Annotated in this window: 21 protein-coding genes and 1 tRNA gene; 8 read left to right on the forward strand and 14 right to left on the reverse strand. The window is 67.0% G+C overall.

The features are described 5' to 3' along the window. Nucleotides 1-159 precede the first annotated feature (159 nt). Complete coding sequence (locus tag V5F84_RS09640; RefSeq protein ID WP_394045937.1) at nucleotides 160-624, reverse strand: hypothetical protein; 465 nt, start codon at nucleotides 622-624, stop codon at nucleotides 160-162. 102 nt (nucleotides 625-726) lie between these two features. Further along, on the reverse strand, nucleotides 727-1,326 hold the full coding sequence (locus tag V5F84_RS09645; protein ID WP_394045939.1) for a hypothetical protein: 600 nt from the start codon (nucleotides 1,324-1,326) through the stop codon (nucleotides 727-729). 220 nt (nucleotides 1,327-1,546) lie between these two features. Here V5F84_RS09645 and V5F84_RS09650 point away from each other — a divergent pair, with 220 nt between their 5' ends. After that, the gene (locus tag V5F84_RS09650; RefSeq protein WP_394045941.1) at nucleotides 1,547-2,275 is read left to right on the forward strand and encodes a TlyA family RNA methyltransferase; all 729 of its coding nucleotides are present in this window, start codon (nucleotides 1,547-1,549) and stop codon (nucleotides 2,273-2,275) included. After that, nucleotides 2,272-3,495 (forward strand): class I SAM-dependent RNA methyltransferase, encoded by a 1,224-nt coding sequence (locus tag V5F84_RS09655; protein ID WP_394045943.1) that lies wholly within the window; start codon nucleotides 2,272-2,274, stop codon nucleotides 3,493-3,495. Before V5F84_RS09650 ends, V5F84_RS09655 begins: the two co-directional genes overlap by 4 nt. A 172-nt stretch (nucleotides 3,496-3,667) precedes the next feature. Here the strand turns inward: V5F84_RS09655 and V5F84_RS09660 are convergent, their stop codons facing one another. The 3 genes from V5F84_RS09660 to aroC all read right to left on the reverse strand — a co-directional run bounded on the left by V5F84_RS09660 (nucleotide 3,668) and on the right by aroC (nucleotide 7,113). Next, nucleotides 3,668-4,495 carry a DUF1194 domain-containing protein gene (locus tag V5F84_RS09660; protein ID WP_394045945.1) on the reverse strand — a complete coding sequence of 276 codons (828 nt, stop codon included), beginning with the start codon at nucleotides 4,493-4,495 and terminating at the stop codon, nucleotides 3,668-3,670. Between the two features lie 125 nt (nucleotides 4,496-4,620). Next, nucleotides 4,621-5,931, reverse strand: coding sequence for a 3,4-dihydroxy-2-butanone-4-phosphate synthase (ribB, locus tag V5F84_RS09665; protein WP_394045947.1), 1,311 nt, complete (start codon nucleotides 5,929-5,931; stop codon nucleotides 4,621-4,623). Between the two features lie 66 nt (nucleotides 5,932-5,997). After that, on the reverse strand, nucleotides 5,998-7,113 hold the full coding sequence (gene aroC / locus V5F84_RS09670) for a chorismate synthase (RefSeq protein ID WP_394045949.1): 1,116 nt from the start codon (nucleotides 7,111-7,113) through the stop codon (nucleotides 5,998-6,000). 190 nt (nucleotides 7,114-7,303) lie between these two features. On the opposite strand from aroC, the gene V5F84_RS09675 reads away from it, so the two are divergent. Next, on the forward strand, nucleotides 7,304-8,623 hold the full coding sequence (locus V5F84_RS09675) for a hemolysin family protein (protein ID WP_394045951.1): 1,320 nt from the start codon (nucleotides 7,304-7,306) through the stop codon (nucleotides 8,621-8,623). Nucleotides 8,624-8,669: 46 nt separating this feature from the next. Here the strand turns inward: V5F84_RS09675 and V5F84_RS09680 are convergent, their stop codons facing one another. Genes V5F84_RS09680 through fabI form a run of 4 tightly spaced genes read right to left on the reverse strand, consistent with a single transcriptional unit; the run spans nucleotide 8,670 to nucleotide 11,128 of the window. Beyond that, entirely contained in the window at nucleotides 8,670-9,254 is a 585-nt protein-coding gene (locus tag V5F84_RS09680; RefSeq protein WP_394045953.1) for a histidine phosphatase family protein, read from the reverse strand. A gap of 1 nt (nucleotide 9,255) precedes the next feature. Beyond that, nucleotides 9,256-9,675 carry a hypothetical protein gene (locus V5F84_RS09685; RefSeq protein ID WP_394045955.1) on the reverse strand — a complete coding sequence of 140 codons (420 nt, stop codon included), beginning with the start codon at nucleotides 9,673-9,675 and terminating at the stop codon, nucleotides 9,256-9,258. Nucleotides 9,676-9,735: 60 nt separating this feature from the next. After that, nucleotides 9,736-10,290 carry a hypothetical protein gene (locus V5F84_RS09690; RefSeq protein ID WP_394045957.1) on the reverse strand — a complete coding sequence of 185 codons (555 nt, stop codon included), beginning with the start codon at nucleotides 10,288-10,290 and terminating at the stop codon, nucleotides 9,736-9,738. 10 nt (nucleotides 10,291-10,300) lie between these two features. Continuing rightward, nucleotides 10,301-11,128 carry an enoyl-ACP reductase FabI gene (fabI, locus tag V5F84_RS09695; RefSeq protein WP_394045959.1) on the reverse strand — a complete coding sequence of 276 codons (828 nt, stop codon included), beginning with the start codon at nucleotides 11,126-11,128 and terminating at the stop codon, nucleotides 10,301-10,303. Between the two features lie 146 nt (nucleotides 11,129-11,274). Between fabI and V5F84_RS09700 the strand changes: the two genes are divergently transcribed. Continuing rightward, nucleotides 11,275-11,351 (forward strand) — tRNA-Pro (locus tag V5F84_RS09700). A gap of 289 nt (nucleotides 11,352-11,640) precedes the next feature. Here the strand turns inward: V5F84_RS09700 and V5F84_RS09705 are convergent. From V5F84_RS09705 to V5F84_RS09715, 3 genes are all read right to left on the reverse strand, one after another. Next, nucleotides 11,641-12,159 carry a hypothetical protein gene (locus tag V5F84_RS09705; protein WP_394045961.1) on the reverse strand — a complete coding sequence of 173 codons (519 nt, stop codon included), beginning with the start codon at nucleotides 12,157-12,159 and terminating at the stop codon, nucleotides 11,641-11,643. 138 nt (nucleotides 12,160-12,297) lie between these two features. Beyond that, on the reverse strand, nucleotides 12,298-13,455 hold the full coding sequence (locus V5F84_RS09710; protein WP_394045963.1) for an MFS transporter: 1,158 nt from the start codon (nucleotides 13,453-13,455) through the stop codon (nucleotides 12,298-12,300). Further along, entirely contained in the window at nucleotides 13,452-14,822 is a 1,371-nt protein-coding gene (locus V5F84_RS09715; protein WP_394045965.1) for an HdeD family acid-resistance protein, read from the reverse strand. Before V5F84_RS09715 ends, V5F84_RS09710 begins: the two co-directional genes overlap by 4 nt. A gap of 129 nt (nucleotides 14,823-14,951) precedes the next feature. Here V5F84_RS09715 and V5F84_RS09720 point away from each other — a divergent pair, with 129 nt between their 5' ends. Then, nucleotides 14,952-15,203, forward strand: coding sequence for a hypothetical protein (locus V5F84_RS09720; RefSeq protein ID WP_394045967.1), 252 nt, complete (start codon nucleotides 14,952-14,954; stop codon nucleotides 15,201-15,203). Between the two features lie 80 nt (nucleotides 15,204-15,283). On the opposite strand, the gene mgtE is transcribed toward V5F84_RS09720, so the two are convergent. Together mgtE and V5F84_RS09730 are read right to left on the reverse strand one after the other, a co-directional pair. After that, nucleotides 15,284-16,648: a magnesium transporter gene (gene mgtE, locus V5F84_RS09725; RefSeq protein ID WP_394045969.1), complete on the reverse strand. Its 1,365-nt coding sequence runs from the start codon at nucleotides 16,646-16,648 to the stop codon at nucleotides 15,284-15,286. Between the two features lie 107 nt (nucleotides 16,649-16,755). Then, nucleotides 16,756-17,367 carry a carbonic anhydrase gene (locus V5F84_RS09730; RefSeq protein ID WP_394045972.1) on the reverse strand — a complete coding sequence of 204 codons (612 nt, stop codon included), beginning with the start codon at nucleotides 17,365-17,367 and terminating at the stop codon, nucleotides 16,756-16,758. Nucleotides 17,368-17,861: 494 nt separating this feature from the next. Here V5F84_RS09730 and urtA point away from each other — a divergent pair, with 494 nt between their 5' ends. The 3 genes from urtA to urtC all read left to right on the forward strand — a co-directional run bounded on the left by urtA (nucleotide 17,862) and on the right by urtC (nucleotide 22,062). Next, nucleotides 17,862-19,163: an urea ABC transporter substrate-binding protein gene (urtA, locus tag V5F84_RS09735; protein WP_394045974.1), complete on the forward strand. Its 1,302-nt coding sequence runs from the start codon at nucleotides 17,862-17,864 to the stop codon at nucleotides 19,161-19,163. A 143-nt stretch (nucleotides 19,164-19,306) separates the two neighbouring features. Continuing rightward, nucleotides 19,307-20,938 carry an urea ABC transporter permease subunit UrtB gene (urtB, locus tag V5F84_RS09740; RefSeq protein ID WP_394045976.1) on the forward strand — a complete coding sequence of 544 codons (1,632 nt, stop codon included), beginning with the start codon at nucleotides 19,307-19,309 and terminating at the stop codon, nucleotides 20,936-20,938. Then, nucleotides 20,935-22,062 carry an urea ABC transporter permease subunit UrtC gene (gene urtC, locus V5F84_RS09745; RefSeq protein WP_394045978.1) on the forward strand — a complete coding sequence of 376 codons (1,128 nt, stop codon included), beginning with the start codon at nucleotides 20,935-20,937 and terminating at the stop codon, nucleotides 22,060-22,062. The genes urtB and urtC overlap by 4 nt, the downstream gene beginning before the upstream one ends. Nucleotides 22,063-22,066 lie beyond the last annotated feature (4 nt).

Below are 22,066 nucleotides of genomic sequence, written 5' to 3' on the forward strand. Positions count from 1 at the left end.
TGGTTGCGCGCCCCAGGGGAATTGTCGAGCACTGGCTGTGGGATCGTTCTGATTCGAGAGGCAATATCGTCTTGAAATGCACGCAGGCCCAGTGCGTTTGCCGACAAGCTGGGCCTGTCGGCAAAGTGTAGCGTTGCCGTTCCGCCGCGCGCTGCGGCGTCAGTTCGCCTTGCAGGCGCCTTCGAACTGGCTGAAGGCTTCCGGCGCGCCGGCCAGCGCCACTTGCTGCTTGGCGCCCTTGGTCTCGACCACGAGAAGCTTGCTGCTGGCGAGCAGGGCCTTGATGTCGGCCATCTTGGCGCCGGCTTCCACATCCACCGCGCCGCTTTCCTCATTGGCGACGGCGCGGCCGGCGAGGTCCTTCTTCACCTTCCCGGCGGTCAGCACGATGCGCGCGGCGTCCTCCGCCTTCAGCCCCTTGGAGCCGATATAGGCGCTGACAAGCACCATGTCCTTGCCCTTGTCGCAGGTGAAGCTGACGATCGACTCGTCCGTTTCCGGCACGCCGAAGGTCAAGGTCGCCCCGGTATCGCTGTTGCTGCTGGCCCACTGCATCTTCACCTGGGCCGCCGCGGGCATCGCGGAGGCGGCGAGAAGCGCGAGCGCGAGGACCTTACGATACATGATCAATTCCTCACAAAATGGCGCGGGATCATAACCGTCCGCCAGAAAAGGGGAAGCCGATGGCGCCCCGCCCATCCCAGCGTGGTGAATATGGGTCCTATGTTACCGTAACGCGAGGCAGGAGCGCTCGAAATCCTGAAGCCGGGCGCGGGCGCCCGCCAGCGGCAGCGTCTGCGTCTGGCCCGCCAGCCGGATGGTGAGGGTGTCCCCGTCGCGGAAAATGTCGAACACGCGCGGGTCCAGGGTCACCGCCGCCTCCACCACCAGCAGGCCGTCGCTGGAGCCGAGAAAGGCGCTCGCCGCCAGTTCCAGATGCCGTTTGCCGCTGGAGAGCGAGAGCGCAACCCCGTCGCCGGAGCGGATCTTGGTGGAATTCACCTCCAGCGCGATCTGAAGCAATTGCGCCGAGGGCTGGCACGTGGCCGCGAACACCGGATCGGTGGCGCGGGGCTGGGCGAAGCGCAGCACATAGGTGTCGTCCCCGCGCACCAGGCTCCACACGCGCGTGTCGGCGGGCATCTGCGTCTTGGCGGCGTTGCCCTTGGACGCGCTGGCCTTTGCGGCATTGGCCTTTGCGGAGCCGGATTTGCCCGAACCGGATTTCCCGGTGGCGGATTGGGATGTGTTGGCCTGGGCAACGCCGGCACCGACGGGCACCGCGGCGAGCACCAGGGCGCAGCAGGCTGCGAGGGCGATACGCATACATTCTCCCATCAGGCAGCCGGCGCGTCCCCTGAAGGGCCGCCTGCTCCGTCGCTTGCCGTTTGCCTCTCCCCCAGCCATCGCATATCACGACCGGCCGGCCGCGCGCGATCAGATTTGCGCGGCTGGCTTAATGCGGGCGGGCTTCCCGGGGCGCGCGGTCCGGGTGCGCGCTGTCTCCCCGGGACGCGGGCGGTTTCTTTTACGGCGGGTATGGGTCATGGCGCGGCAGCGCATCGACAAGCTTCTGGTGGCGCGCGGCCTGTTCGACAGCCGGGCGCGCGCACAGGCCGCCATATTGGCGGGGCAGGTGCATGTCGACGGCAAGCCGGTCGCCAAGCCCTCCGAGGAAGTGGCGGAGGACGCGGCCATCGAGGCGCGGGACATTCACCCCTTCGTCTCGCGCGGCGGGCTGAAGCTGGAAGCCGCGCTGGACGCCTTCGCCATCGATCCCGCCGGGTGCGTGGCGCTGGATGTGGGCGCCTCCACCGGCGGTTTCACGGATGTGCTGCTGCGGCGCGGGGCAAAGCGCGTTTATGCCGTGGACGTGGGGCACGACCAGTTCCACGCCCGCCTGCGCGGCCATCCCGACGTGGTGCTGCTGGAAGGCACCGATGCCCGCAGCCTGGACCGCGAAAAGGTGCCCGAGCCGGTCGATCTGGTGGTGATCGACGTCAGCTTCATCTCGCTCGCCCTGGTTCTGCCGGCGGCGCTTGCCCTGGCCGCGCCCGGCGCCCGCCTCGCGGCGCTGGTGAAGCCGCAGTTCGAGGCCGGCCCGGCCCATGTGCGCAAGGGAATCGTGCGCGATGCCGCGACCCATGCCGCCGTCTGCGCCCGCGTGCGCGAGACCGTGGAAGGACTGGGCTGGCGCGTTGCGGGCCTCATTCCCTCGCCCATCACCGGGGGCGACGGCAATCACGAATTCCTGATCGGGGCGGTGAAGCCATGATGCAAGCCGTCATCGCCCGCATGGGCGCCCAGGGGGATGCCATCGCCGAGAGCGCGGACGGCCCCCTGTTCGTCGCTTATGCCCTGCCGGGGGAAACCGTCGCGGGCGTGCGCGACAAGGACCGGCTGAAGGTGGAGACCATCGTTTCCGCCAGCCCGGACCGCGCAGTGCCGGTCTGCTCCCATTTCGGCGTGTGCGGCGGGTGCCTGCTCCAGCACTGGCAAGCCGCGCCCTATCAGACCTGGAAGCGCGGCCTGGTGGTGGAGGCGCTGGCGCGCGAGGGCATCCAAGCGCCCGTGGGCGAACTGATCGACGCCCATGGCGCCGGCCGGCGGCGGGCGATCTTCCATGCCCGCCAATATGGCGCGCGCACCGTCGTGGGCTTCGCCGAGCGCAAGTCCCACGCCATGGTGGCGCTGCGCGAATGCCCGGTGCTCGCGCCGGGCCTTGCCCGCGCGCTCGCGGCCGCCCAGGCGGTGGCCGATGCTCTGGCGCCCCTGAAGAAGCCGCTGGACCTGCATGTCACCGCCACCGAGACCGGGCTTGATCTCGACGTGCGCGGCTCCGGCCCGCTGCCGCCGGACCTGATGGTCGACCTCGGCGCGCTGGCAGAACGATTCGACCTCGCCCGCCTGACCCGCCATGGGGAATTGGTGCTCCAGCGCAGCGCGCCGGCGCTGACCATGGGGCTGGCGCGGGTCGAGCTGCCGCCGGCCTCCTTCCTCCAGGCGACGCAGATGGGCGAGGAGACGCTGGCCGGGCTGGCGCTGGGCGCGGTCGAGGGGGCAAAGCGCGTCGCCGACCTGTTCTGCGGCGTCGGCACCTTCGCCCTCCGCCTCGCCCAGACGGCGCGGGTGAGCGCCTATGAGAGCAACGCCCCGGCGGTGGCGGCCCTGCAGCGCGCCGCCAAGGCCACCGCCCGCCTCAAGGGCGTGGGCGGCGAGGTGCGCGACCTGTTCCGCCGGCCGCTGGTGGCGGAGGAACTGGCCCGCTTCGACGCGGTGGTGATCGACCCCCCGCGCCAGGGGGCGGAAGCCCAGGCCCGCGAGCTGGCGCGATCCAAGGTGGCGCGGCTGGCCTATGTCTCGTGCAGCGCGCTCACCTTCGCCCGCGACGCCCGCCTCCTCGCCGAGGGCGGGTTCGTGTTGCGGTCGGTGACGCCGGTGGACCAGTTCCGCTATTCGCCCCATGTGGAACTGGTGGGCGTGTTCTCCCGGTAGGGGGCGAATTCAGCCCTCGCCGAAATGAGCCAATATTCGGCTGAAATGGCGGTTTGTTCCGGCGGCAGGGCGCGGAGAGGGGCCACTAAACCGATGTTCGTCTGATCCAAGTCATTGTTTCACGTGAAACATTTTGCTTTCGGCCGGGGGCGGGGTGCAGCTTTCGGCCGGATCAATTGTTCCAGTGCTCCTGCCACAACCGCTCGCCGATGAGGCAGGAGACGCGGGCCGGCTGCACCACCTTGATGACCGGCAGGCGCGGCGGCGGCCGCTCCACCCCCGCCACCTCCAGCACCAGCTTGGTCTTGATGGCACGGGCGAATTCCGCCTGTTCCCGCACCGGGATGACGAAGGCGCCGGGGCCGCCGATCACGCAATCCTCGTAATAGAGATCGAGGTCGGCGATATCGAGGACCGAGTTTCCGGCCCGTTTCAGCAGCAACGGCAAGCCGTTGATGGTGATGCCGCGGGCCACCACCTGGTCGCGCGCCTGTTCCACCGGCCGCCCCTGGTTGTTCATCCCGTCCCCCGAGACGTCGATGACCTTGCGCAAGGGGCGAAAGCCGCTGTCCTTGAAGAGATCTGCGGCGAACAGCAAGCCGCCGGAAATGGAGGTCCGGTAGATCCGTCGCAGGGGCGCCGCGCGAATCGCCTCGGACACGACCCGCGCGCTCTCCGGTCCGTCGATCACCTGCCAGGGCAGGACCACCTTCTGCTCGTGCTCTCCCGCCCATTCCATATAGGTCACCGCGATCCGGCCGTTGGGGCCGAGCCGCAGGGCATCCAGGAATTCAGCGGAGACAAGGGCTGAGGCATAGCCCTCGCGCTGAAGCGCCTGCTCGTCCGGGTCCATGGAGAAGGACACGTCCACCGCCAGCACCAGCTGGACGTCGACCGGCAGGTCCGCCGCGGCGGCGGGGCGCAGGGCCAGCATCAGCAGGCCCAGGATGGCAAGCCAAAGAGTCGGGGCGCCAGGGTGGCGAACGATCCGCTGTGTCATGGCGCCTCCGGGAGGTGTCAGCCGCGACGAACGATCGACGCATGCTGCCACCTTCCCGGGCGGTAAAAAAGAGGTTAGCCGCCGCTTTTATGGGGCGCCGGCTTTTCCGTCGGCTTTCCAGTTCGTTAGCTTTCCAGGTGCTCGGTCTCGACGATCTCGATGCCGAAGCCGGCAAGGCCCACATAGGTGCGGGCCTTCGACGCCAGCAGGCGGATGGAGACGATGCCGAGATCGCGCAGGATCTGTGCGCCGAGGCCCACCTCGCGCCAGTGGCGGTCACGCTCCAACTCGCTCGGCGTCTTCTCGCCCGGACCCATCGCGGTGGGCGGAACGCCGGCCGTACCGTCGCGCAGATAGACCAGCACGCCCCGGCCTTCCGCCTTGATGCGCTCCAACGCCTTCTGGAGCACCTTCGCACCCATGAAGGCATCGGCGACCGGGTCGGCGCGATGCAGGCGCACCAGCACCTTCTCGCCATCGCCGATGCGGCCATGGACCAGCGCCAGATGATTCACGGAATCGAACGGGGTGATGAAGGAGAAGCCCTGCAATTCGCCGACGCTGGTGGGCACCGGGAATTCGGCCGAACGGGTCACCAGCTTTTCGCGCGCCTGGCGATAGGAGATGAGGTCCGCAACGGAAATGCGGTGCAGATTGTGCTTTTCCGCGAACGTCGTCACCTGGGGTCCGCGCTGAACCGTGCCGTCGTCGTTGACCAGCTCGGCGATCACGCCGATGGGCGGCAGGCCGGCGAGGCGGCACAGATCCACCGCCGCTTCCGTGTGGCCGGAGCGCATGAGCACGCCGCCGTCCTTGGCGATCAGCGGGAAGACGTGGCCCGGACGCACGAAATCGCCGGCGCCCATGTTGGGATTGGCGAGCGCGCGCACGGTGTTGGTGCGCTCCTCCGCCGAGATGCCGGTGGTGGTGCCGTGCCGCACGTCGATGGAAACGGTGAAGGCGGTGCCCATGGGGGCGTCATTGTTCGCCACCATGGGTTCCAGGCGCAGGCGCTTGGCCTCCGAGGCCGGCACCGGCGTGCAGACGATGCCGGAGGTGTTGCGGATGACGAAAGCCATCTTCTCGGGCGTCGCGAGGGAGGCGGCGAGGATGAGGTCGCCCTCGTTCTCGCGGTCGTCGTCGTCGGTGACCACGACCATCTCGCCACGGGCGATGGCTTCGATGGCAAGCTGAACGCGGGATTGAACGGTATCGGTCACGGGCAAACCTCGGATGCGGGGCGCGGGAAGGCCGAGAAAGTCGTTGGGCGTGACGGCATGGCCCGTGGCCTCGGCGATCCGCTCGGCGGTTTCGCGGGAGATCCACGCGCGCGCGTCATTGCACAGCGCCGTCACGCTGGCGGGCGAGAGCCCGACCTGCCTTGCAAAGGCGCTTCGCTTGGTCCCGGTGCTTTCGAGCCATTCCGCGAGCTTCATTCCACGAAGCTAGCAGCCCTGGTTTTCAGTGACAATGAAATATTGAAAAATTCACCTTCACTGAAATCAGCCCTTCGGGAAGGGCCAGGCGGGCGCCGTGCCCACCTGCCCACGATGGCGCAGCAGGTGGTCCGCCAACACGCACCGCATCATGGCTTCCCCCACCGGCACGGCGCGGATGCCGACGCAGGGGTCGTGCCGGCCCTTGGTGATGAGGTCGGTCTCGGTGCCGAACTTGTCCACGGTGCGCCGGGGCGTCAGGATGGAGGAGGTGGGCTTCACCGCGAACCGGGCGACGATGGGCGCCCCCGTGGAAATCCCGCCGAGGATGCCGCCGGCATGGTTCGAGAGAAAGGCCGGGTGCCCCTCATTGCCGAGCCGCATCTCGTCGGCATTCTCTTCCCCGGTGAGGCGGGCGGCGTTGAAGCCTTCGCCGACCTCGACTCCTTTGACCGCATTGATGCCCATGAAGGCGGCGGCAAGGTCGGCATCCAGCTTGGCGTAGAGCGGCGCGCCCAGGCCGGCGGGCACGCCTTCCGCCACCACTTCCACCACCGCGCCGACAGACGAGCCGCGCTTGCGGATGGCGTCCAGATAGTCCGTCCACAAGGGCACGGTGTCGGCGTCGGGGCAGAAGAAGGGGTTCTCGTTCACCTGCGCCCAGTCCCAGCGGGTGCGGTCGATCTCGATCTCGCCGATGCGCACCAGAGCGGCGCGCACCTGCGCCTGCGGCAGCACCTTGGCGGCCAGAGCCCCCGCCGCGACCCGCGTGGCGGTCTCGCGCGCGGAGGAGCGCCCGCCGCCGCGATGATCGCGGATGCCGTATTTGATGTCGTAGGTGAAATCCGCGTGCCCCGGCCGGTAGCTGCCGGCGATGTCGGAATAATCCTTCGAGCGCTGGTCCACATTCTCGATCAGCAGGGCGACTGGTGTGCCGGTGGTCACGAGCCCGCCCTCGGGATGATCCAGCGTGCCGGAGAGAATGCGCACCTCGTCCGGCTCGCGGCGCTGGGTGGTGAAGCGCGACTGGCCGGGCCGACGGCGATCGAGCGCGGCCTGGATGTCCTCCACCGCGAACCGAAGGCCCGGCGGGCAGCCATCCACCACGCAGCCGATGGCGATGCCGTGGCTCTCGCCGAATGTGGTGACCCGGAACATATGGCCGAACGTATTGAAGGACATGGCCTGCCTGTGTGATGTGCTGAGGTTGTCTAGGTCGCTCCAGGCAAAAGCACAATGTCTCCGACGGGCCGGCCGGGCGCGCGCCCGCCGCGATAAAGCCGCGCGGTTTCGCGAAAATACCACACGCTCTCGCCCATTGTGGCGCGGCTGTGCTATGGAGGGGCGGACGGAAGGGTCCGATTTTCCCGCCATGCCCATCATCGAAATTGTTATTGTCCTTTTCCTCGTTCTCCTGAACGCCGTTCTTGCTGCCGCGGAACTGTCCATCGTCTCGGCCCGCCCCGCGCGGCTGCGCCACAAGGCGGACAATGGCCACAAGGGCGCCAAGGCAGCGCTCGCCCTGGGGGCGGAGCCCGGTCGCTTCCTGTCCACCGTCCAGATCGGCATCACGCTGATCGGCATCCTTGCCGGCGCCTTCTCCGGCGCGAGCCTCGGCGCCTATCTGGGGCAGGTCCTGGAGGGCGCGGGCCTCGCCGCGCGGCTCGCCGAGCCGATCGGCTATGCCGTGGCGGTCGCGGGCATCACCTATGTGTCGCTGGTGGTGGGAGAGCTCATTCCCAAGCGGCTCGCGCTCCAGAACCCCGAACGCCTCGCCTGCATCGTCGCGCCCATGATGGTGGGCCTCGCCAAGGTCGGCGCCCCCGTGGTGTGGGTGCTCGACATCTCGACCCGCGGCGTGCTGCGGCTGCTCGGCAATTCGGGCGGCCAGGAAGGCGGCGTCACGGACGAGGAAATCCGCGCCATCATCAACGAGGCCGAGACCGCCGGCGTGATCGAGCCCGCCGAGCGGCGCATGATCTCCGGCGTCATGCGCCTCGCGGACCGCCCCGTGACCGCGATCATGACCCCGCGGCCCGACGTGGAATGGGTGGATATCTCAGGCAGCGCGGAGGACGTGCGCGACATCATCCTCTCCACCCCGCACAGCCGCCTGCCGGCCTGCGACAAATCCCCCGAGGAGACGGTGGGCGTGATCCAGGCCAAGCGCCTGCTCGACGCCTATCTCAAGGGCGAGACGCCCGATCCGCGCACCTTCGTGCAGCCGGTCACCTTCCTGGTGGAGACCGTGGGCGCGCTGGAGGCCATGCGGACCCTGCGCGGCGCCGAGGTGCCCATGGGCATCGTCGTCGACGAATATGGCGACATGGTCGGCGTGGTGACGGGCTATGACCTGCTCGCGGCCATCACGGGGTCGATCTCCGACGACAACCTGCACGACGAGCCCCATGTGGTGGAACGCCAGGACGGCTCGTTCCTGATCTCCGGCGATGCGCCCGTGGACGAGCTGCGCGAAGTGCTCCAGCTGAATTTCCCGGTCGAGCGGGGCTTCCACACGGTGGCCGGTTTCGCGCTGTCGCAGATCAAGGAATTGCCGCAGGTGGGCGCGGTGTTCGACTCGCTCGGCTGGCGCTTCGAGATCGTCGACATGGACGGGCGGCGGATCGACAAGCTGCTGGTCTCACGGCCCCCGGTGCTGCACCGGCAGAAAACCGCCGGCGCGGCGCATTGATCCGCGCCCCGCGCCTCCGCTGCGATTCGCCCAGGTCCGGCTCGGCTTATTCGGCGACGCGGAACCCGCCGCCCGCCAGCACGTAGACCGCGCCCTGGCGCACCGGCAAGAGCGCCGCCTCTTCCTGCGGCATGCCGGCCTTCGTGTGCAGCAAAGCGCGAATAACGCCGCCGTGGGTCACCACGACCGCATCCTCGTCCTTCAAGCGGTCCAGCGCGGTGCCGGCGCGCACGCTCAGCATCTCATAGCTTTCCCCGTCTGGCGGCACGAAGGTCCAGGGCGCCAGTTCGCGCGCCCGCACCGCGAGGTGATCGCGCCGCTTCAACTCGGGCCAGGTGCTGCCCTCCCAGCGCCCGAACGACAGTTCGGCGAGGTGGGGATCCAGATGATAGCCCGCCGCCGGCAGATCGAGCGTGGTGCGCAGGATGCGCATCGTCTCCACCGCCCGCATCAGCGGGCTGGAGACGAAGGTGAGCGCCGCGACGTCGCCCGCTAGCTGATGGAGCACGCGGCCCACCTGCGCGGCCTGGGCGCGGCCGAGACTGTTCAGCGGGATATCGTGCCGGCCTTGCAGCCGGCCGGCGACGTTCCAATCGGTTTCCCCATGGCGGACCAGGAACAGGCGCGCCATCTCACCGGCCCGGAAGGGTCAGGGTGTGGGTGTACCATTGGCCGATCGGCGGATAGGTGACGCGGATCTGCGCGGTCCCCGAGCCGGTGCCGGTGACGACGACGCCTGGAATGCGCTGGCCCTGGCACACCATGTAGCCATAGTCCGTGCCGGTCACCACGAAGGTGCCGGGCCGGATCGAGAGGCGCACCCCGGGGGAGGCACTGATCACGTCGATGGTAGGCGCGCCGAGATTCATGCAGGCCTGATTGGTGGTGCCCGCCGCGAACAGGACACCGCCGGTGCCGCCGCCGGTATAATAATTGGTCACATAGGCGTCGGGATCATTGTCGCGCCCGGCCGCGGCCGGAGCCGCCGCGACCACGGCAGCCAGCGAGAGGACGGCTGCCGCCAGCTTCCCCGCCTTGAACTGCGCCCTCATCGCCCCCTCCATTATGCCTGGCCCCTGGCCGGGCGCCGCCCCGCCCGGGGGCGCCACGCCTCAGCGGGCCGGGATATTGACCTGGTGGTCGTACCACGCCCCGATGGGCGGATAGGTCACGCGCAGCACCACGGCACCGCCCGCGCGCGGCCCCTTGCCGGAGATGCGCACGACGTTGCCGACCATGGGCTTGCCGTAGCACAGCGTGGAGCCGGCATCGGTCCCGGTCACCGTGAAGGCGCCGGGCCCGACGGACAGTTTGGCGCCCGGCGGGGCGCTGATCACCTTGATCTGCGGCCGGCCGGCGGGCTGGCACAGGAGATCGGCCGTGCCCGCGCCGAACAGGACGCCCGGAGCGCCGCCGATCACATAGGCCGGCGGGCTGCCTGCGGGCGCGCCTTCATCCGGCGGATTGACGTAGTCGGGAAAGACGGCCCCACCCGGACCGAGCAGGCGGTCGCGGAGCGGATAGGCGTTAAAATCGGGAGGGGCGCCGCCTGAGCCCATCGGCACCTGGATCTGCATCTGGGTCTGCGCCTCGGCGGCTCCGCCGCCAGCGAGCAGGGCAAGGCCCAGGATGAGTGCACGGGTACGAGCAGTGGCGGAGCGAATCATCGGCGTCTCCTCAATCCCGCACGAGCGCCAGGTCCGGCGCGTCGGGATGCTTCATGCCAACGATATGATAACCCGCGTCCACATGATGTATCTCGCCGGTGACACCGCGGGACAGATCGGAGATCAGATACACGCCGGCGTCGCCCACCTCGTCCGTGGTGACGGTGCGGCGAAGCGGCGAGTTCAGCTCGTTCCATTTGAGGATGTAACGGAAATCGCCGATTCCGGAGGCCGCCAGCGTCTTGATGGGACCGGCGGAAATGGCGTTGACGCGGATGTTCTTCGGGCCGAGGTCAGCGGCGAGATAGCGCACCGAGGCTTCCAGGGCTGCCTTTGCGACACCCATGACATTGTAGTGGGGCATCCACTTCTCGGCGCCGTAATAGGTCAGCGTCACCAGCGAGCCGCCGTTCGTCATCAGCTTCTCGGCCCGCTGGGCGATCGCCGTGAACGAGTAGCAGGAGATGAACATGGTCTTGGCGAAATTGTCCGCCGTCGTATCCACATAGCGGCCGTCCAGCTCGTCCTTGTTGGAGAAGGCGATGCAGTGGACCAGGAAATCGATGCTGCCGAACAGCTTTTGCGTCTCGGCGAAGACCGCGTCGAGGGTGGCGGGCTCGGTGACGTCGCAATGACCGACCAGATGGGCGCCCAGTTCCGTCGCCAGAGGCTCCACGCGCTTCCTCAGCGCCTCGCCCTGGTAGGTGAGGGCGATCTCGGCGCCGTGGGCGCGGGCGGACTTGGCGATGCCGTAGGCGATCGACCGATTGTTAGCGACGCCGAGAATCAGCCCGCGCTTGCCTTTCATGAGACCGCTCGCGTTGCTGTCGCTCGACATTCCACCACTCCTCACTCGTTGTCCTGTAACAGGCGGCCTCCTATGGCACGCGGGCGATGGGGGTTCAAGCGAAGGCGAAACGACAGCTTCCGCAAGAACCCGCTTGCCTCCCTGCCAAAACGCATGCTAGAGGCAGCGCCCTGGTTCGGAGTGTAGCGCAGTCCGGTAGCGCACCACGTTCGGGACGTGGGGGTCGCAGGTTCAAATCCTGCCACTCCGACCAAGGATTTAGAACGGTTTCCCGCCCGTTCGCTTCACGCACAAATCCACGTCCCAGTTCGCCGCGCTAACCCGCGAGGCAACACAATCCTTATCCCATGGCGCTTTGCCGCCGGTCGCGGCCGCAATGCGGGACGCGCGCGAATCGCCGGCGGGCAGGCCGCGTCCTTACGCGCGATTCGCGCCGCCTCGGCCAAAGCCCGCCCGTGCGGGGCGCGAATCGCGCGGGTGAAAAAGAAAAACCCCGCGCCGGAGGACCGGGCGGGGTCTGCAATCTCAAAAAAGGCTTGGGCCTACCAGCGGCAGTGGAGGCCGCCATAAGGGCCGCGATAGCAACCACCCCGGCCGGCCACCCACCAATCGATGAACAGGCTGGCGGATTCGCCGGATTTGGGGCCGGCGTCGCTCAGCACCTTGATCGTGTAGGTGAGGGTATCGCCGGACAGTTCCGGGTCGGTCAGTTCGACCACGGAAACCTCGCTCTTGCCGTCCACGGTCACCGAAACGGTGGCGTTGGGCGGGTCCTTCTGGAAGCTGTCCTTGCCGACGGTCCAGAACTTCACGAAATCCGCCGTGGCGGTGTCGCCGGTCATGCGCTCGGGGCGGTCGGCGAACATCACCGTCTGGGGCGCGACGCCCTTGAGGGTCATCTTGTTCCCGCTGACCGTCACGGAATCGGCCACCTGGACGAACAACCAGTTCGCGGGGGGCATCGGCTGCGAATTCGCGGGCAGGCTCTTGGCGTCCTGCGCCAGGGCCGGCGCCACGGCGCAGGTCAGGCTGATAAGGAGGGCACCCCATATCGATTTCATCGATCTTCCCCTAGGTTATTTCGTGAACTTCTGCTGGTCACAGCGCTCTAGCATGAACCTGTGACAGTCCCACGCAAGACGCGATGCGTCCGCAGCGCCCCGTTACCGCATTCCAGCCGCTGATCGACGCTGCGCCGATCAGCTTTCCTTGCGCAGGAGCAGCGCCGCCAGGGTAAAGAGGCCACACGCGAAGGCGGCGAACAGCGCAAGTCCGTGCAAGGTCAGCTGCATGGCGAAACCGGCCGCCAGCGGCCCGATCAGCGCGCCGCCGCCCCAGGTGAGCCCCATCACCGCATAGATGCCCACCAGCGCGCTGCCCTGGAAGCGGCTGCCCACCACGGTCAGCATGATGGTGTAGATGCCCACAAAGGCGCCGCCCCAAAGAAACAGCAGGGCATAGGTCGTCAGCGGGCTTTGCAGCGCCAGCGGCCACAGAAGCGCGCCGCCGGTCGCCGTCGCCGCCAGTGCGATGACGAGGTGCCGGCGGTTCATCTTGTCGCCCAGCCAGCCGATGGGAAGCTGGAGCACGATGGCGCCCAGCATCATGCAGGACATGAGCCGCGCCGCATCCTGCTCGACCCAGCCGAGATTGATCGCATACAGCGCCAGGAAGGACAGTCCGGCCGCCTCGATGGCGGCATTCAGCACGGTCGCCGACATGGCGAGCGGGGCGAGGCGAAGATAGTGCATCGGGTTGGAATGGCTCGGCGCCTCGAACACCGGCGCCTCCACCTTCGGCGAAGCGATGAACATCGCGGCCGTCAGCGCCATGCCGGCCCCCACGGCATAGGGCAGGATACCCTGCGCCCCCACCAGCGAGAGAATGAGCGGCCCAAGGGCGAAGCCGATGGACAGCGCTGCGGTATAGGCCGCCATGGCCCGCGCGCGCGTCTGCTCCGTGGACAGGGCGTTGATCCATGTCTCCGACAGCACGAACAGGGATTCCGACGCCGCGCCCAGGACGAAGCGCAACGGAAACCACAGCCAGACCGCCGGTGTGAGCGGGAATGCCAGCAGCGTCAGCGCTGCGAGCCCCAGGGCGGACAGGATGAGGCGGCGCGGGCCCACGCTCGCCACCAGGCGCGGAAGGACGAGGGCGGTGGCCAGGACGCCAACGGCGTGCATGGCCGCATTGGCGCCGATGACGGCGTCGCTGATGCCGCGCCCGGCCAGGTCGAGGGCGATCAGCGCCGCGCTCAGGCTGTAGGTGAGGCCGAACATCATGGCGGTGAGAATCACTGCCCCGCGCGACAGCAGGTGCGCGGGCGCAGGCGTGCCGGCCTCGGAGGATGTCATGCGGCGGGAGCTTTCGATTTGGGGAGAAGGAAGGCGAGCGCGCCCTTCAGGCGCTCGAACCAGGTCATGCGCGTCGGCTCCACGAGGCGATGGAGGGCGCGCGCGTAATCGAGCACGAGGCCGGGCGTCCAGGTCATGGCTTCGGCATGGGCGCGGATCGCGGCCGCGACCCAGAGGTCGGGATTGCACATGAGGCGCAGCAGGCGCAACCAGGGGTAGGGGGAGGCGAGGGTGCCCTCAAGCGCCGCGTCGAGCGCGGAGGCGACCGCGACCGAGCAATTGCGATTGGTGAGATTGTACGTATTTTCCTGGCGATAGCCGATCCAGAACGCCCGCAGGCGGCGGGCATTGAAGTTACGGAACGCCACGGCGGCATCGGCGTCGCACCAGCCCGCCCGCTCCACCTCGTAGGACGGTTGGAAACGCCCGGGGATATCGTTGTCGGCGGTGGCGCGCAGCGCATTCATGAACGCTCCGGCGCTCTGCTCGATCTCCTGCGCGGGATAATGGCTGATATAGACGTCCGGCGGCAATTCCAGCGCGGAATGGCCCGTGGATATGGTGCCGTGGCGGTCGAGCGCGGCGATGTACCGGTCCACGAGCACGCGGCGGTTCGCGACATCCGCCGAGCCCACCGGCGTCCATACCCGCACCACCATGGCTTCGCGGGATTTCGGATTGGGGTCCTCCCCGAGCAGCACCGGGGCATGGTCGTACCAGGCACGAGCGCCGAACATGGGCAGGGTGAGGATCGCCGCCTCCGGCTCCAGCGTCTTGATCATCAGGCTCATGCGTATCAGCACCCAGCCGGAGAACAGCAGAAGCAGGCCGACGCAGAAATGGATGTTCTTCGCCCGCGGGATCGGCCAGTCGGCGGCGATCAGCAACGCCAGCAGCAATTCGAACGTCCCCCACGCCACCACCACCCGCCAGTTGCGGAAACGAACCACGCTCGCGGTGGCGATCCGCGTCGCACCGTCGAAGCCGAAGGCGGCGGAGAAGAGGATCGTGAGGATGTAGGTGTTCGTGTCGGGATACTGGATGATCAGATAGCCGATCACCATCAGCCCGGCCGCCTTGAGCGTCGCGATGGCGCGGCTGACCCCCGCCTGGCCCGCGAGCGCCGTGAGAATCGCGAACACGCCTTCCAGCAGAAAGACGAAGCCGAGAACCCCGTTCGGCAGGAGGGTCTCGCCGTCCTGGGCATCGACGATCAGGAAGCCGCCGGCAGCGACCAGCAGGGCGCCGAGCCCCGCCATCACGAACCATCGCTGGCGTATGGAGTCCGAGCCGATGAGAAGAAACGCGAGCTGCCCCATGAGTGACCTGTCGCCGATGGGCCGAAGCCCCTGCGCGTGCGTCTGCACGCAGACTATCTAGCTAGCTTCGGTCGCTTGCGCCGTCCAGAGGGCCTGCCGGGGCGCGGCGTGCGCTGGAACACACGCCGCGTTACGCCGTTGATCTGTCCAGCAGACACGAACGAAGCGGAGGCCGGAATGGGCGACAGGGATATCGAACGGCTGAAGGCCGATGCCTCGGGGAACACCGCCTTGAGCGAGACCCTGGAGAATGCGGTCGCGGATTTCGTGACCGCCGACGACGCGGTGAATTTTCTCGCCGCGCGCGGCTTCGACCTCTCCGCCCGCGATCTGACGGAAGCCGCCGCCGCCGAAGCGCGCGAGGAAGTGCCGGTCGGCGAGGGCGAGGGCGGGTATGGCGCGCTGATGAAGTTCATCGTCAACCACTGACGCGGAGCCGCGCGTTCGAAAAAGGGGCGGGACCTTCGCGGTTCCCGCCCCTTGGTCTTTTCAACGGCCGTGCCGCACGCTCAAAGGATGGTGCCGCGCAGGATCGCGTAGGCGACGCTGAAATAGATGATCAGGCCGGTCACATCCACGAGCGTCGCGACGAACGGGGCGGATGCGCTTGCCGGATCGAAGCCGACGCGCTTGAGGATGAAGGGCAGCATGGATCCCGCGAACGAGCCGAAGGTGACGATGCCGATCAGCGCGGCGCCGATGGTGATCGCCAGCAGCTGCCAATGCTCGCCATAGTCGAAAATGCCCAGTTCCTGCCAGACCACGATGCGGATGATGCCGATGACGCCCAGGATGGACCCGAGCACGATGCCGGTCGGGATTTCGCGCAAGACCACGCGGTACCAATCCTTCAGCCGGACTTCGCGCAGGGCGAGTGCGCGGATGATGAGCGAGGTGGCCTGGGACCCGGAATTGCCGCCCGAGCTCATGACCAGCGGAATGAATAGCGCGAGGACGATCGCCTTTTCCAGCTCGTCCGAATAGACCTGCATGGCGCTGGCGGTCAGCATCTCTGAGAGGAAGAGAACGCACAGCCAGCCGGCGCGCTTCTTGATCATCTGCAGGAATGAGATCTGCATGTAAGGCTCGTCGATGGCCTCCATGCCGCCCATGCGTTGCACGTCCTCCGTCTGCTCGGCGATCATGGCGTCGATCATGTCGTCGAAGGTGACGATGCCGAGCAGATGGTGGGTGCTGTCCACCACCGGCAGGGCGATGAGGTCGTACTTCGCCATCTGCCGCGCCACGTCCTCGCGGTCGGTGAGCGGCTTGGTGGTGATGACCTCGTAGGGTTGGGCTACCGACAGCATGGTGTCGCTCGGATTGGCCGAGATCAGCCGGCGCAGCCGCACCACGTTCACCAAGCGCTTGGTGGCGGGGTCCAGCAGGTAGATGGCATAAATGGTTTCACGTGAGGCCTCGACCTCGCGCAGATGGACCAGGGTCTGTTCCACGGTCCAGTCGGCGGGAACGCTGACATATTCGGTGGTCATCAGGCCGCCGGCGGTGTTCTCCGGATAGGTCAGCAGATGAGCGATGGCGGTGCGCGTGTCGGGCGAAAGGCGATGCTGCAATTCGCCGCGCGCCGGATCCTCGATCCAGCGCAGGATATCGGCCGCCCGGTCGGTGGACATGCCTTCCAGCAGCGCCACCGCCTTTTCCTGCGGCAGGGTCTCGATTACTTCGCAGGCGAGGTCGAAGTCGGGCTGGTCGAGGACCTCGACCGCCCATTCGTTCGGCAAGGTGGTGATGAATTGCACCACCTCCTCAAGCTCTTTCTGGTTGAGAAACTCCACGATATCCGCGACGTGGCGGCGCCCGGCATTTTCAGGCAACAGAGTCGCCTGCACCGGATCGATGGTGTCCTGCTTCATGATCCTGAGCTCCCAGCCCGGCGTGTGACGCCACGCACGATGTCAAATCAAGCCTGTATGATGAAGCAGTAAAGCGCGTGTGACAGGAGGTCTGTGGCGCGCAGGTATCATGCGGCATGAAACGCGCCGTCGGCTCCGAGCAGTTCCAGCTTTCCGGTGGCGACGCCGAAATAGGCGCCGTGCAGGGCAAGCTTCCCCGCGGCGACCCGCTCGCTCAGCCAGGGAAACGTGCTGAGATTCCGCAGCGACAGGCGCACGCAGCACAATTCGCAGAAGCGCTGGCGTTCTGCGGGGGGCAGGTTGGCTTCCAGGGTCTCCGTGCGCGCCGGCTCGGCGATGGTGATCCAGCTCGCGACGAAATCGCGCGCGAGCGCCGGGGCGCCCTCCAGCAGAGCGTGGACGCCGCCGCACTGGGCGTGGCCGAGTACGACGATGCGCTCCACCTCCAGCACCCGCACCGCGAATTCCAGGGCCGCGCTGGTGCCGTGATAATTTCCGTCCGGCTCATAGGGCGGCACGAGATTGGCGACGTTGCGGACCACGAACAGTTCGCCCGGGCCGGCATCGAAAATCAGCTGCGGATCAACCCGGCTGTCGGAGCATGCGACCACGAAGGTATGCGGCTTCTGGCCACGCGCCGCGAGGCGCTCGAACAGATCCTTATGGGTGGGCCACGAGATTTCGCGAAACCGCCGGTATCCTTCGAGCAGAGTGTCCATGCTTTTCCTCGCAGCGTGCAAACGCGCCACAAAAGAGCGTGCTGGGCTTGCGGTCAAGTTTTCCGCAACGCAGCGCGGTGGATTGCGCTCGCCGCGCGGGGAACGCTTCCGCGCACGCGGCGTTTTCATTTCAGAAAGTGAAAACGTAAAGGAGTGAAGACGATGCGCGGATTTGTACTGTGGCTTCTGGGCGTGCCGTTTTCGGTGATCGTTCTGCTTTACTTGTTCAACGTTCTTTAACCGGTGGGCCCGCGATCCGCCTGGAAAGCGGGCCGTCGCCTCGGCGATGGGGCAACGCCCCGTCTCTGAAGCCTATTTTTTGTGCATTAGTCCAATATTTAATCAATCAGGCCCGACTGTATACAAATTAGGCGGGGCGCCCCGAGCGCCGAGTGGCGCTGCTTAACCTTCTCGGCGTTTGGCGGAATTGTGGCACGTCCCTTGCTCTCCGTGGTTGCTGGCTTCGCGCCGGCCGACGAACACGGAGAGAGCGTATGCTCGAATTTCTGGGACGGACCACCAAAGGCATCGGGGCGCTGGCGGCAGCGGCCGCCCTCGCGGCAAGCCTCAGCGCCGCCAAAGCGGAAGAGACCATCAAGGTCGGTATCCTGCATTCCCTTTCCGGCACCATGGCGATCAGCGAAACCACGCTGAAGAATGTCATGCTGATGCTGATCGACGAGCAGAACAAGAAGGGCGGCGTGCTCGGCAAGAAGCTGGAGGCGGTCGTGGTCGACCCCGCTTCGAACTGGCCCCTGTTCGCGGAAAAGGCGCGCGAGCTGATCACCAAGGACAAGGTTTCCGTGGTGTTCGGTTGCTGGACCTCGGTGAGCCGCAAGTCGGTTCTGCCGGTGTTCAAGGAGCTGAACTCGATCCTGTTCTACCCCGTGCAATATGAGGGCGAGGAGAGCGAGCGCAACGTGTTCTACACCGGCGCTGCTCCCAACCAGCAGGCCATTCCGGCGGTAGATTACCTCGCCAAGGAAGAGAAGGTCGAGCGCTGGGTGCTCGCGGGCACCGACTATGTCTATCCCCGCACCACCAACAAAATCCTGGAAGCCTATCTGAAGTCCAAGGGCGTGAAGTCCGAGGACATCATGATCAACTACACCCCGTTCGGTCAGTCCGACTGGCAGACCATCGTCGCCGACATCAAGAAGTTCGGATCGGCTGGCAAGAAGACGGCGGTGGTTTCCACCATCAACGGCGATGCCAACGTGCCGTTCTACAAGGAGCTGGCGAACCAGGGCATCAAGGCCACCGACATTCCCGTCGTCGCCTTCTCGGTCGGCGAGGAAGAGCTGGCCGGCATCGACACCAAGCCGCTGGTTGGCCATCTCGCGGCGTGGAACTATTTCATGTCGATCAAGACGCCCGAGAACGACGCCTTCATCAAGCAGTGGCAGACCTTCATGAAGAATCCGAAGGCCGTCACCAACGATCCCATGGAAGCCCATTACATCGGCTTCAACATGTGGGTCCAGGCCGTGACCAAGGCCGGCTCGGTTGATCCGGACAAGGTGATCGACGCGCTGCCCGGCACCAAGCAGCCGAACCTCACCGGCGGCGTCTCGGAAATGCTCCCGAACCACCACATCACCAAGCCCGTCTTCATCGGCGAGATCGAGGACAACGGCCAGTTCAACGTGGTGTGGAAGACCGAGAACCTGATCCCCGGCGAAGCCTGGTCCAAGCAGCTGGAAGGCTCGAAGGATCTGGTGGCCGACTGGGTGCAGCTGAAGTGCGGCAACTACGATTCGGTCAAGAAGGTCTGCCTCGGCACCGCGACCAAGTGAGCGCCTGAGCGTTCCAAAAGCCGTCCCACCGCGCCGATCCGCGCGGTGGGTGAGCCTTCGAAAGAAGGCGAGTCGCGGCGTCGTCCGTCTGCTTCGGGGGGAGCGGACGGACGCAACGCCGCCGCTTTCCAGGCGAGGCCGACATGACGATTTCCTTGATGCGGCTGGCCCTGACCGCGCTGCTGGGGCTGGTTCTCCTCGGCGCGGGGCCGGGCTTCGTGAGCGAGGGCCGCAGCCAGACCGCCGCCGATCTCGCGCCGGCCGTGGCGCGGTTTGCTGCGGACAGCTATTCCGACACCGAGGCCGGGCTCGCCGCCCTGGCCCTCATCCCCGGTCCCCAGGCCGCCGCCATCGTCGATGCGGTGGGGGACGGGCGGCTCCTGTTCGATCCCGCCACCAAGGCGGTCTTCGTGAAGACCAAGGCCGGCGCCCTGACCGATGTGGCGACGGGTGCCGCCGTGACAGCGGCCCCGGCCGATCTCAAGGCGGTGCGCCTCAACAACCGCGTGCGCCGCGCAGTGGAGGCCGCCGCCGGAGCGCTGGCCCTCGCCAGCCCGGACGCGGCGAAGCGGATCGATGCCGCCGGCGCTGTGTTCAAGTCGCGCGATGCCGCCGCGCTCCCCGCCCTCGACGCCGCGATCGCCCGCGAACGCGACGCGGACGTGAAGGCGGCGCTCGCCCAGGCCCGGGCCGCGATCATCCTCACCAAGGCCGATGCGCCGGAGGCCGAGCGCGTTGCCGCCACCAAATTGATCGTCGATCGCGGGGACCAGGAAGCGCTGGCCCTGCTTGCCGGCGTCCCTGCCGATGCCTCGCCCGCCCTGCGCTCGGCGGCCGATGCGGGGATCGAGAAGATTAACCGCTCGCTCGCCTTCTGGGGCGTGGCGCAGAATATCTGGTACGGGCTTTCCCTGGGCTCGGTGCTGCTGCTGGCGGCCATCGGCCTTGCCATCACCTTCGGCGTGATGGGCGTCATCAACATGGCCCATGGCGAGATGGTGATGCTCGGGGCCTATACCACCTTCGTGGTGCAGGAGCTGATCCGCACCAAGGCGCCCTATCTGTTCGACTGGTCGCTGGCCATCGCGCTGCCGCTGGCGTTCCTGTTCACCGGCCTCGTGGGCATCGCCATCGAGCGAACGGTGATCCGTTTTCTCTACGGCCGCCCGCTGGAAACCCTGCTGGCGACCTGGGGAATCTCGCTGATGTTGCAGCAGGCGACGCGCACCATCTTCGGCCCCACCAACAAGGAGGTCGGGGCGCCGTCCTGGATGTCGGGGGCGTTCCAGCTCGGGCAATTGTCCATCACCTACAACCGCCTGTGCATCATCATCTTCGCGCTGGGCGTGTTCTTCGCCTTGCTGGTGGTGCTGAAGCGCACCTCGCTCGGGCTCTATGTGCGGGCGGTCACGCAGAACCGCCGCATGGCGGGTGCCATGGGCATTCGCACCGGGCGCATCGACGCGCTCACCTTCGGCCTCGGCTCGGGCATTGCGGGGATCGCCGGCGTGGCGCTTTCGCAGATCGATAATGTGAGCCCCAATCTCGGCCAGGGCTATATCATCGACAGCTTCATGGTGGTGGTGTTCGGCGGCGTGGGCAATCTGTGGGGCACGCTGGTTGCGGCCTTCAGCCTGGGCATCGCCAACAAGCTGCTGGAGCCCTTCGCCGGCGCCGTGCTCGCGAAGATCGCGCTGCTGGTTTTCATCATCCTGTTCATTCAGAAGCGCCCGCGCGGCCTGTTCGCGCTCAAGGGCCGGGCGGTGGAATCATGAAGGGCCTCGGCATCGTGGATCGCCCGGGGGCGATCTTCCTCGTCCTCGTCGCCGCGGCCGCCGTCCTGGTGCCCATCGCCAATCTGGTGGTGCCGGAAGGCAACCCGTTCCACATCTCCAATTATCTCGTGCCCCTGCTCGGAAAATATCTCTGCTACGCCTTGCTGGCGGTGGCCGTGGATCTGGTGTGGGGCTATTGCGGCGTGCTCTCGCTCGGCCATGGGGCGTTCTTCGCGCTCGGCGGCTATGCCATGGGCATGTACCTGATGCGCCAGATCGGCGCGCGGGGCGTCTATGGCAATCCGGTGCTGCCGGATTTCATGGTGTTCCTGAATTACAAGGAACTGCCCTGGTTCTGGTATGGGTTCGACTGGTTCCCCTTCGCCATGATCATGGCGCTGGTGGTTCCCGGCGTCCTCGCCTTCGCCTTCGGCTGGTTCGCCTTCCGCTCGCGCGTGACGGGCGTCTATCTCTCCATCATCACCCAGGCCATGACGTTCGCCCTCATGCTGGCGTTCTTCCGCAACGACATGGGCTTCGGCGGCAATAACGGCCTGACCGATTTCAAGGACATCCTCGGCTTTTCCATCTCCGCCGACAGCACCCGCGTGACCTTGTTCGTGCTCTCTGCGGTGGCGCTGGCGGCGGGATACCTGCTGTGCCGGGCGTTGGTGACCTCCAAATACGGCAAGGTGCTGGTGGCGGTGCGGGACGCGGAAAGCCGCACGCGGTTCCTGGGCTACCGGGTGGCGAACTACAAGCTGCTCGCCTGGACCGTCTCGGCCATGCTCGCCGGCGCGGCGGGGGCGCTGTATGTGCCGCAGGTGGGCATCATCAATCCCGGCGAGTTCGCCCCAGCCAATTCCATCGAGATCGTCATCTGGGTGGCGGTCGGCGGGCGCGGCACGCTGGTGGGCGCGGCGCTCGGCGCGCTGATCGTGAATGCGGGCAAGACCTGGTTTACGGGCGTGCTGCCGGAAGCCTGGTTGTTCGCCCTTGGGGCACTGTTCGTGCTGGTCACCTTGTTCCTGCCACGCGGCGTGCTCGGCCTGTGGGGCAGCCTTTCGGCCAGACGCCACAAGCCCGTGCCCGATGCGCTGGCATCGGCCAAGCCGGCGGAGTGAGACC

Origin of the sequence: Roseixanthobacter liquoris (genome assembly GCF_043195135.2) — a bacterium.
In the GTDB taxonomy this organism is placed as follows: Bacteria; Pseudomonadota; Alphaproteobacteria; order Rhizobiales; family Xanthobacteraceae; genus NCEH01.

What these genes read in the sequence shown, in the direction of transcription:
- V5F84_RS09690 (WP_394045957.1), bottom strand. Translation starts at nt 10,290, where the DNA reads ATGATTCGCTCCGCCACTGCTCGTACCCGTGCACTCATCCTGGGCCTT.
- V5F84_RS09705 (WP_394045961.1), bottom strand. Translation starts at nt 12,159, where the DNA reads ATGAAATCGATATGGGGTGCCCTCCTTATCAGCCTGACCTGCGCCGTG.
- V5F84_RS09685 (WP_394045955.1), bottom strand. Translation starts at nt 9,675, where the DNA reads ATGAGGGCGCAGTTCAAGGCGGGGAAGCTGGCGGCAGCCGTCCTCTCG.
- V5F84_RS09640 (WP_394045937.1), bottom strand. Translation starts at nt 624, where the DNA reads ATGTATCGTAAGGTCCTCGCGCTCGCGCTTCTCGCCGCCTCCGCGATG.
- V5F84_RS09645 (WP_394045939.1), bottom strand. Translation starts at nt 1,326, where the DNA reads ATGCGTATCGCCCTCGCAGCCTGCTGCGCCCTGGTGCTCGCCGCGGTG.
- V5F84_RS09730 (WP_394045972.1), bottom strand. Translation starts at nt 17,367, where the DNA reads ATGGACACTCTGCTCGAAGGATACCGGCGGTTTCGCGAAATCTCGTGG.
- urtA (WP_394045974.1), top strand. Translation starts at nt 17,862, where the DNA reads ATGCTCGAATTTCTGGGACGGACCACCAAAGGCATCGGGGCGCTGGCG.
- fabI (WP_394045959.1), bottom strand. Translation starts at nt 11,128, where the DNA reads ATGTCGAGCGACAGCAACGCGAGCGGTCTCATGAAAGGCAAGCGCGGG.
- V5F84_RS09680 (WP_394045953.1), bottom strand. Translation starts at nt 9,254, where the DNA reads ATGGCGCGCCTGTTCCTGGTCCGCCATGGGGAAACCGATTGGAACGTC.
- V5F84_RS09710 (WP_394045963.1), bottom strand. Translation starts at nt 13,455, where the DNA reads ATGACATCCTCCGAGGCCGGCACGCCTGCGCCCGCGCACCTGCTGTCG.
- V5F84_RS09650 (WP_394045941.1), top strand. Translation starts at nt 1,547, where the DNA reads ATGGCGCGGCAGCGCATCGACAAGCTTCTGGTGGCGCGCGGCCTGTTC.
- aroC (WP_394045949.1), bottom strand. Translation starts at nt 7,113, where the DNA reads ATGTCCTTCAATACGTTCGGCCATATGTTCCGGGTCACCACATTCGGC.
- urtB (WP_394045976.1), top strand. Translation starts at nt 19,307, where the DNA reads ATGACGATTTCCTTGATGCGGCTGGCCCTGACCGCGCTGCTGGGGCTG.
- mgtE (WP_394045969.1), bottom strand. Translation starts at nt 16,648, where the DNA reads ATGAAGCAGGACACCATCGATCCGGTGCAGGCGACTCTGTTGCCTGAA.
- urtC (WP_394045978.1), top strand. Translation starts at nt 20,935, where the DNA reads ATGAAGGGCCTCGGCATCGTGGATCGCCCGGGGGCGATCTTCCTCGTC.
- ribB (WP_394045947.1), bottom strand. Translation starts at nt 5,931, where the DNA reads ATGAAGCTCGCGGAATGGCTCGAAAGCACCGGGACCAAGCGAAGCGCC.
- V5F84_RS09675 (WP_394045951.1), top strand. Translation starts at nt 7,304, where the DNA reads ATGCCCATCATCGAAATTGTTATTGTCCTTTTCCTCGTTCTCCTGAAC.
- V5F84_RS09720 (WP_394045967.1), top strand. Translation starts at nt 14,952, where the DNA reads ATGGGCGACAGGGATATCGAACGGCTGAAGGCCGATGCCTCGGGGAAC.
- V5F84_RS09655 (WP_394045943.1), top strand. Translation starts at nt 2,272, where the DNA reads ATGATGCAAGCCGTCATCGCCCGCATGGGCGCCCAGGGGGATGCCATC.
- V5F84_RS09660 (WP_394045945.1), bottom strand. Translation starts at nt 4,495, where the DNA reads ATGACACAGCGGATCGTTCGCCACCCTGGCGCCCCGACTCTTTGGCTT.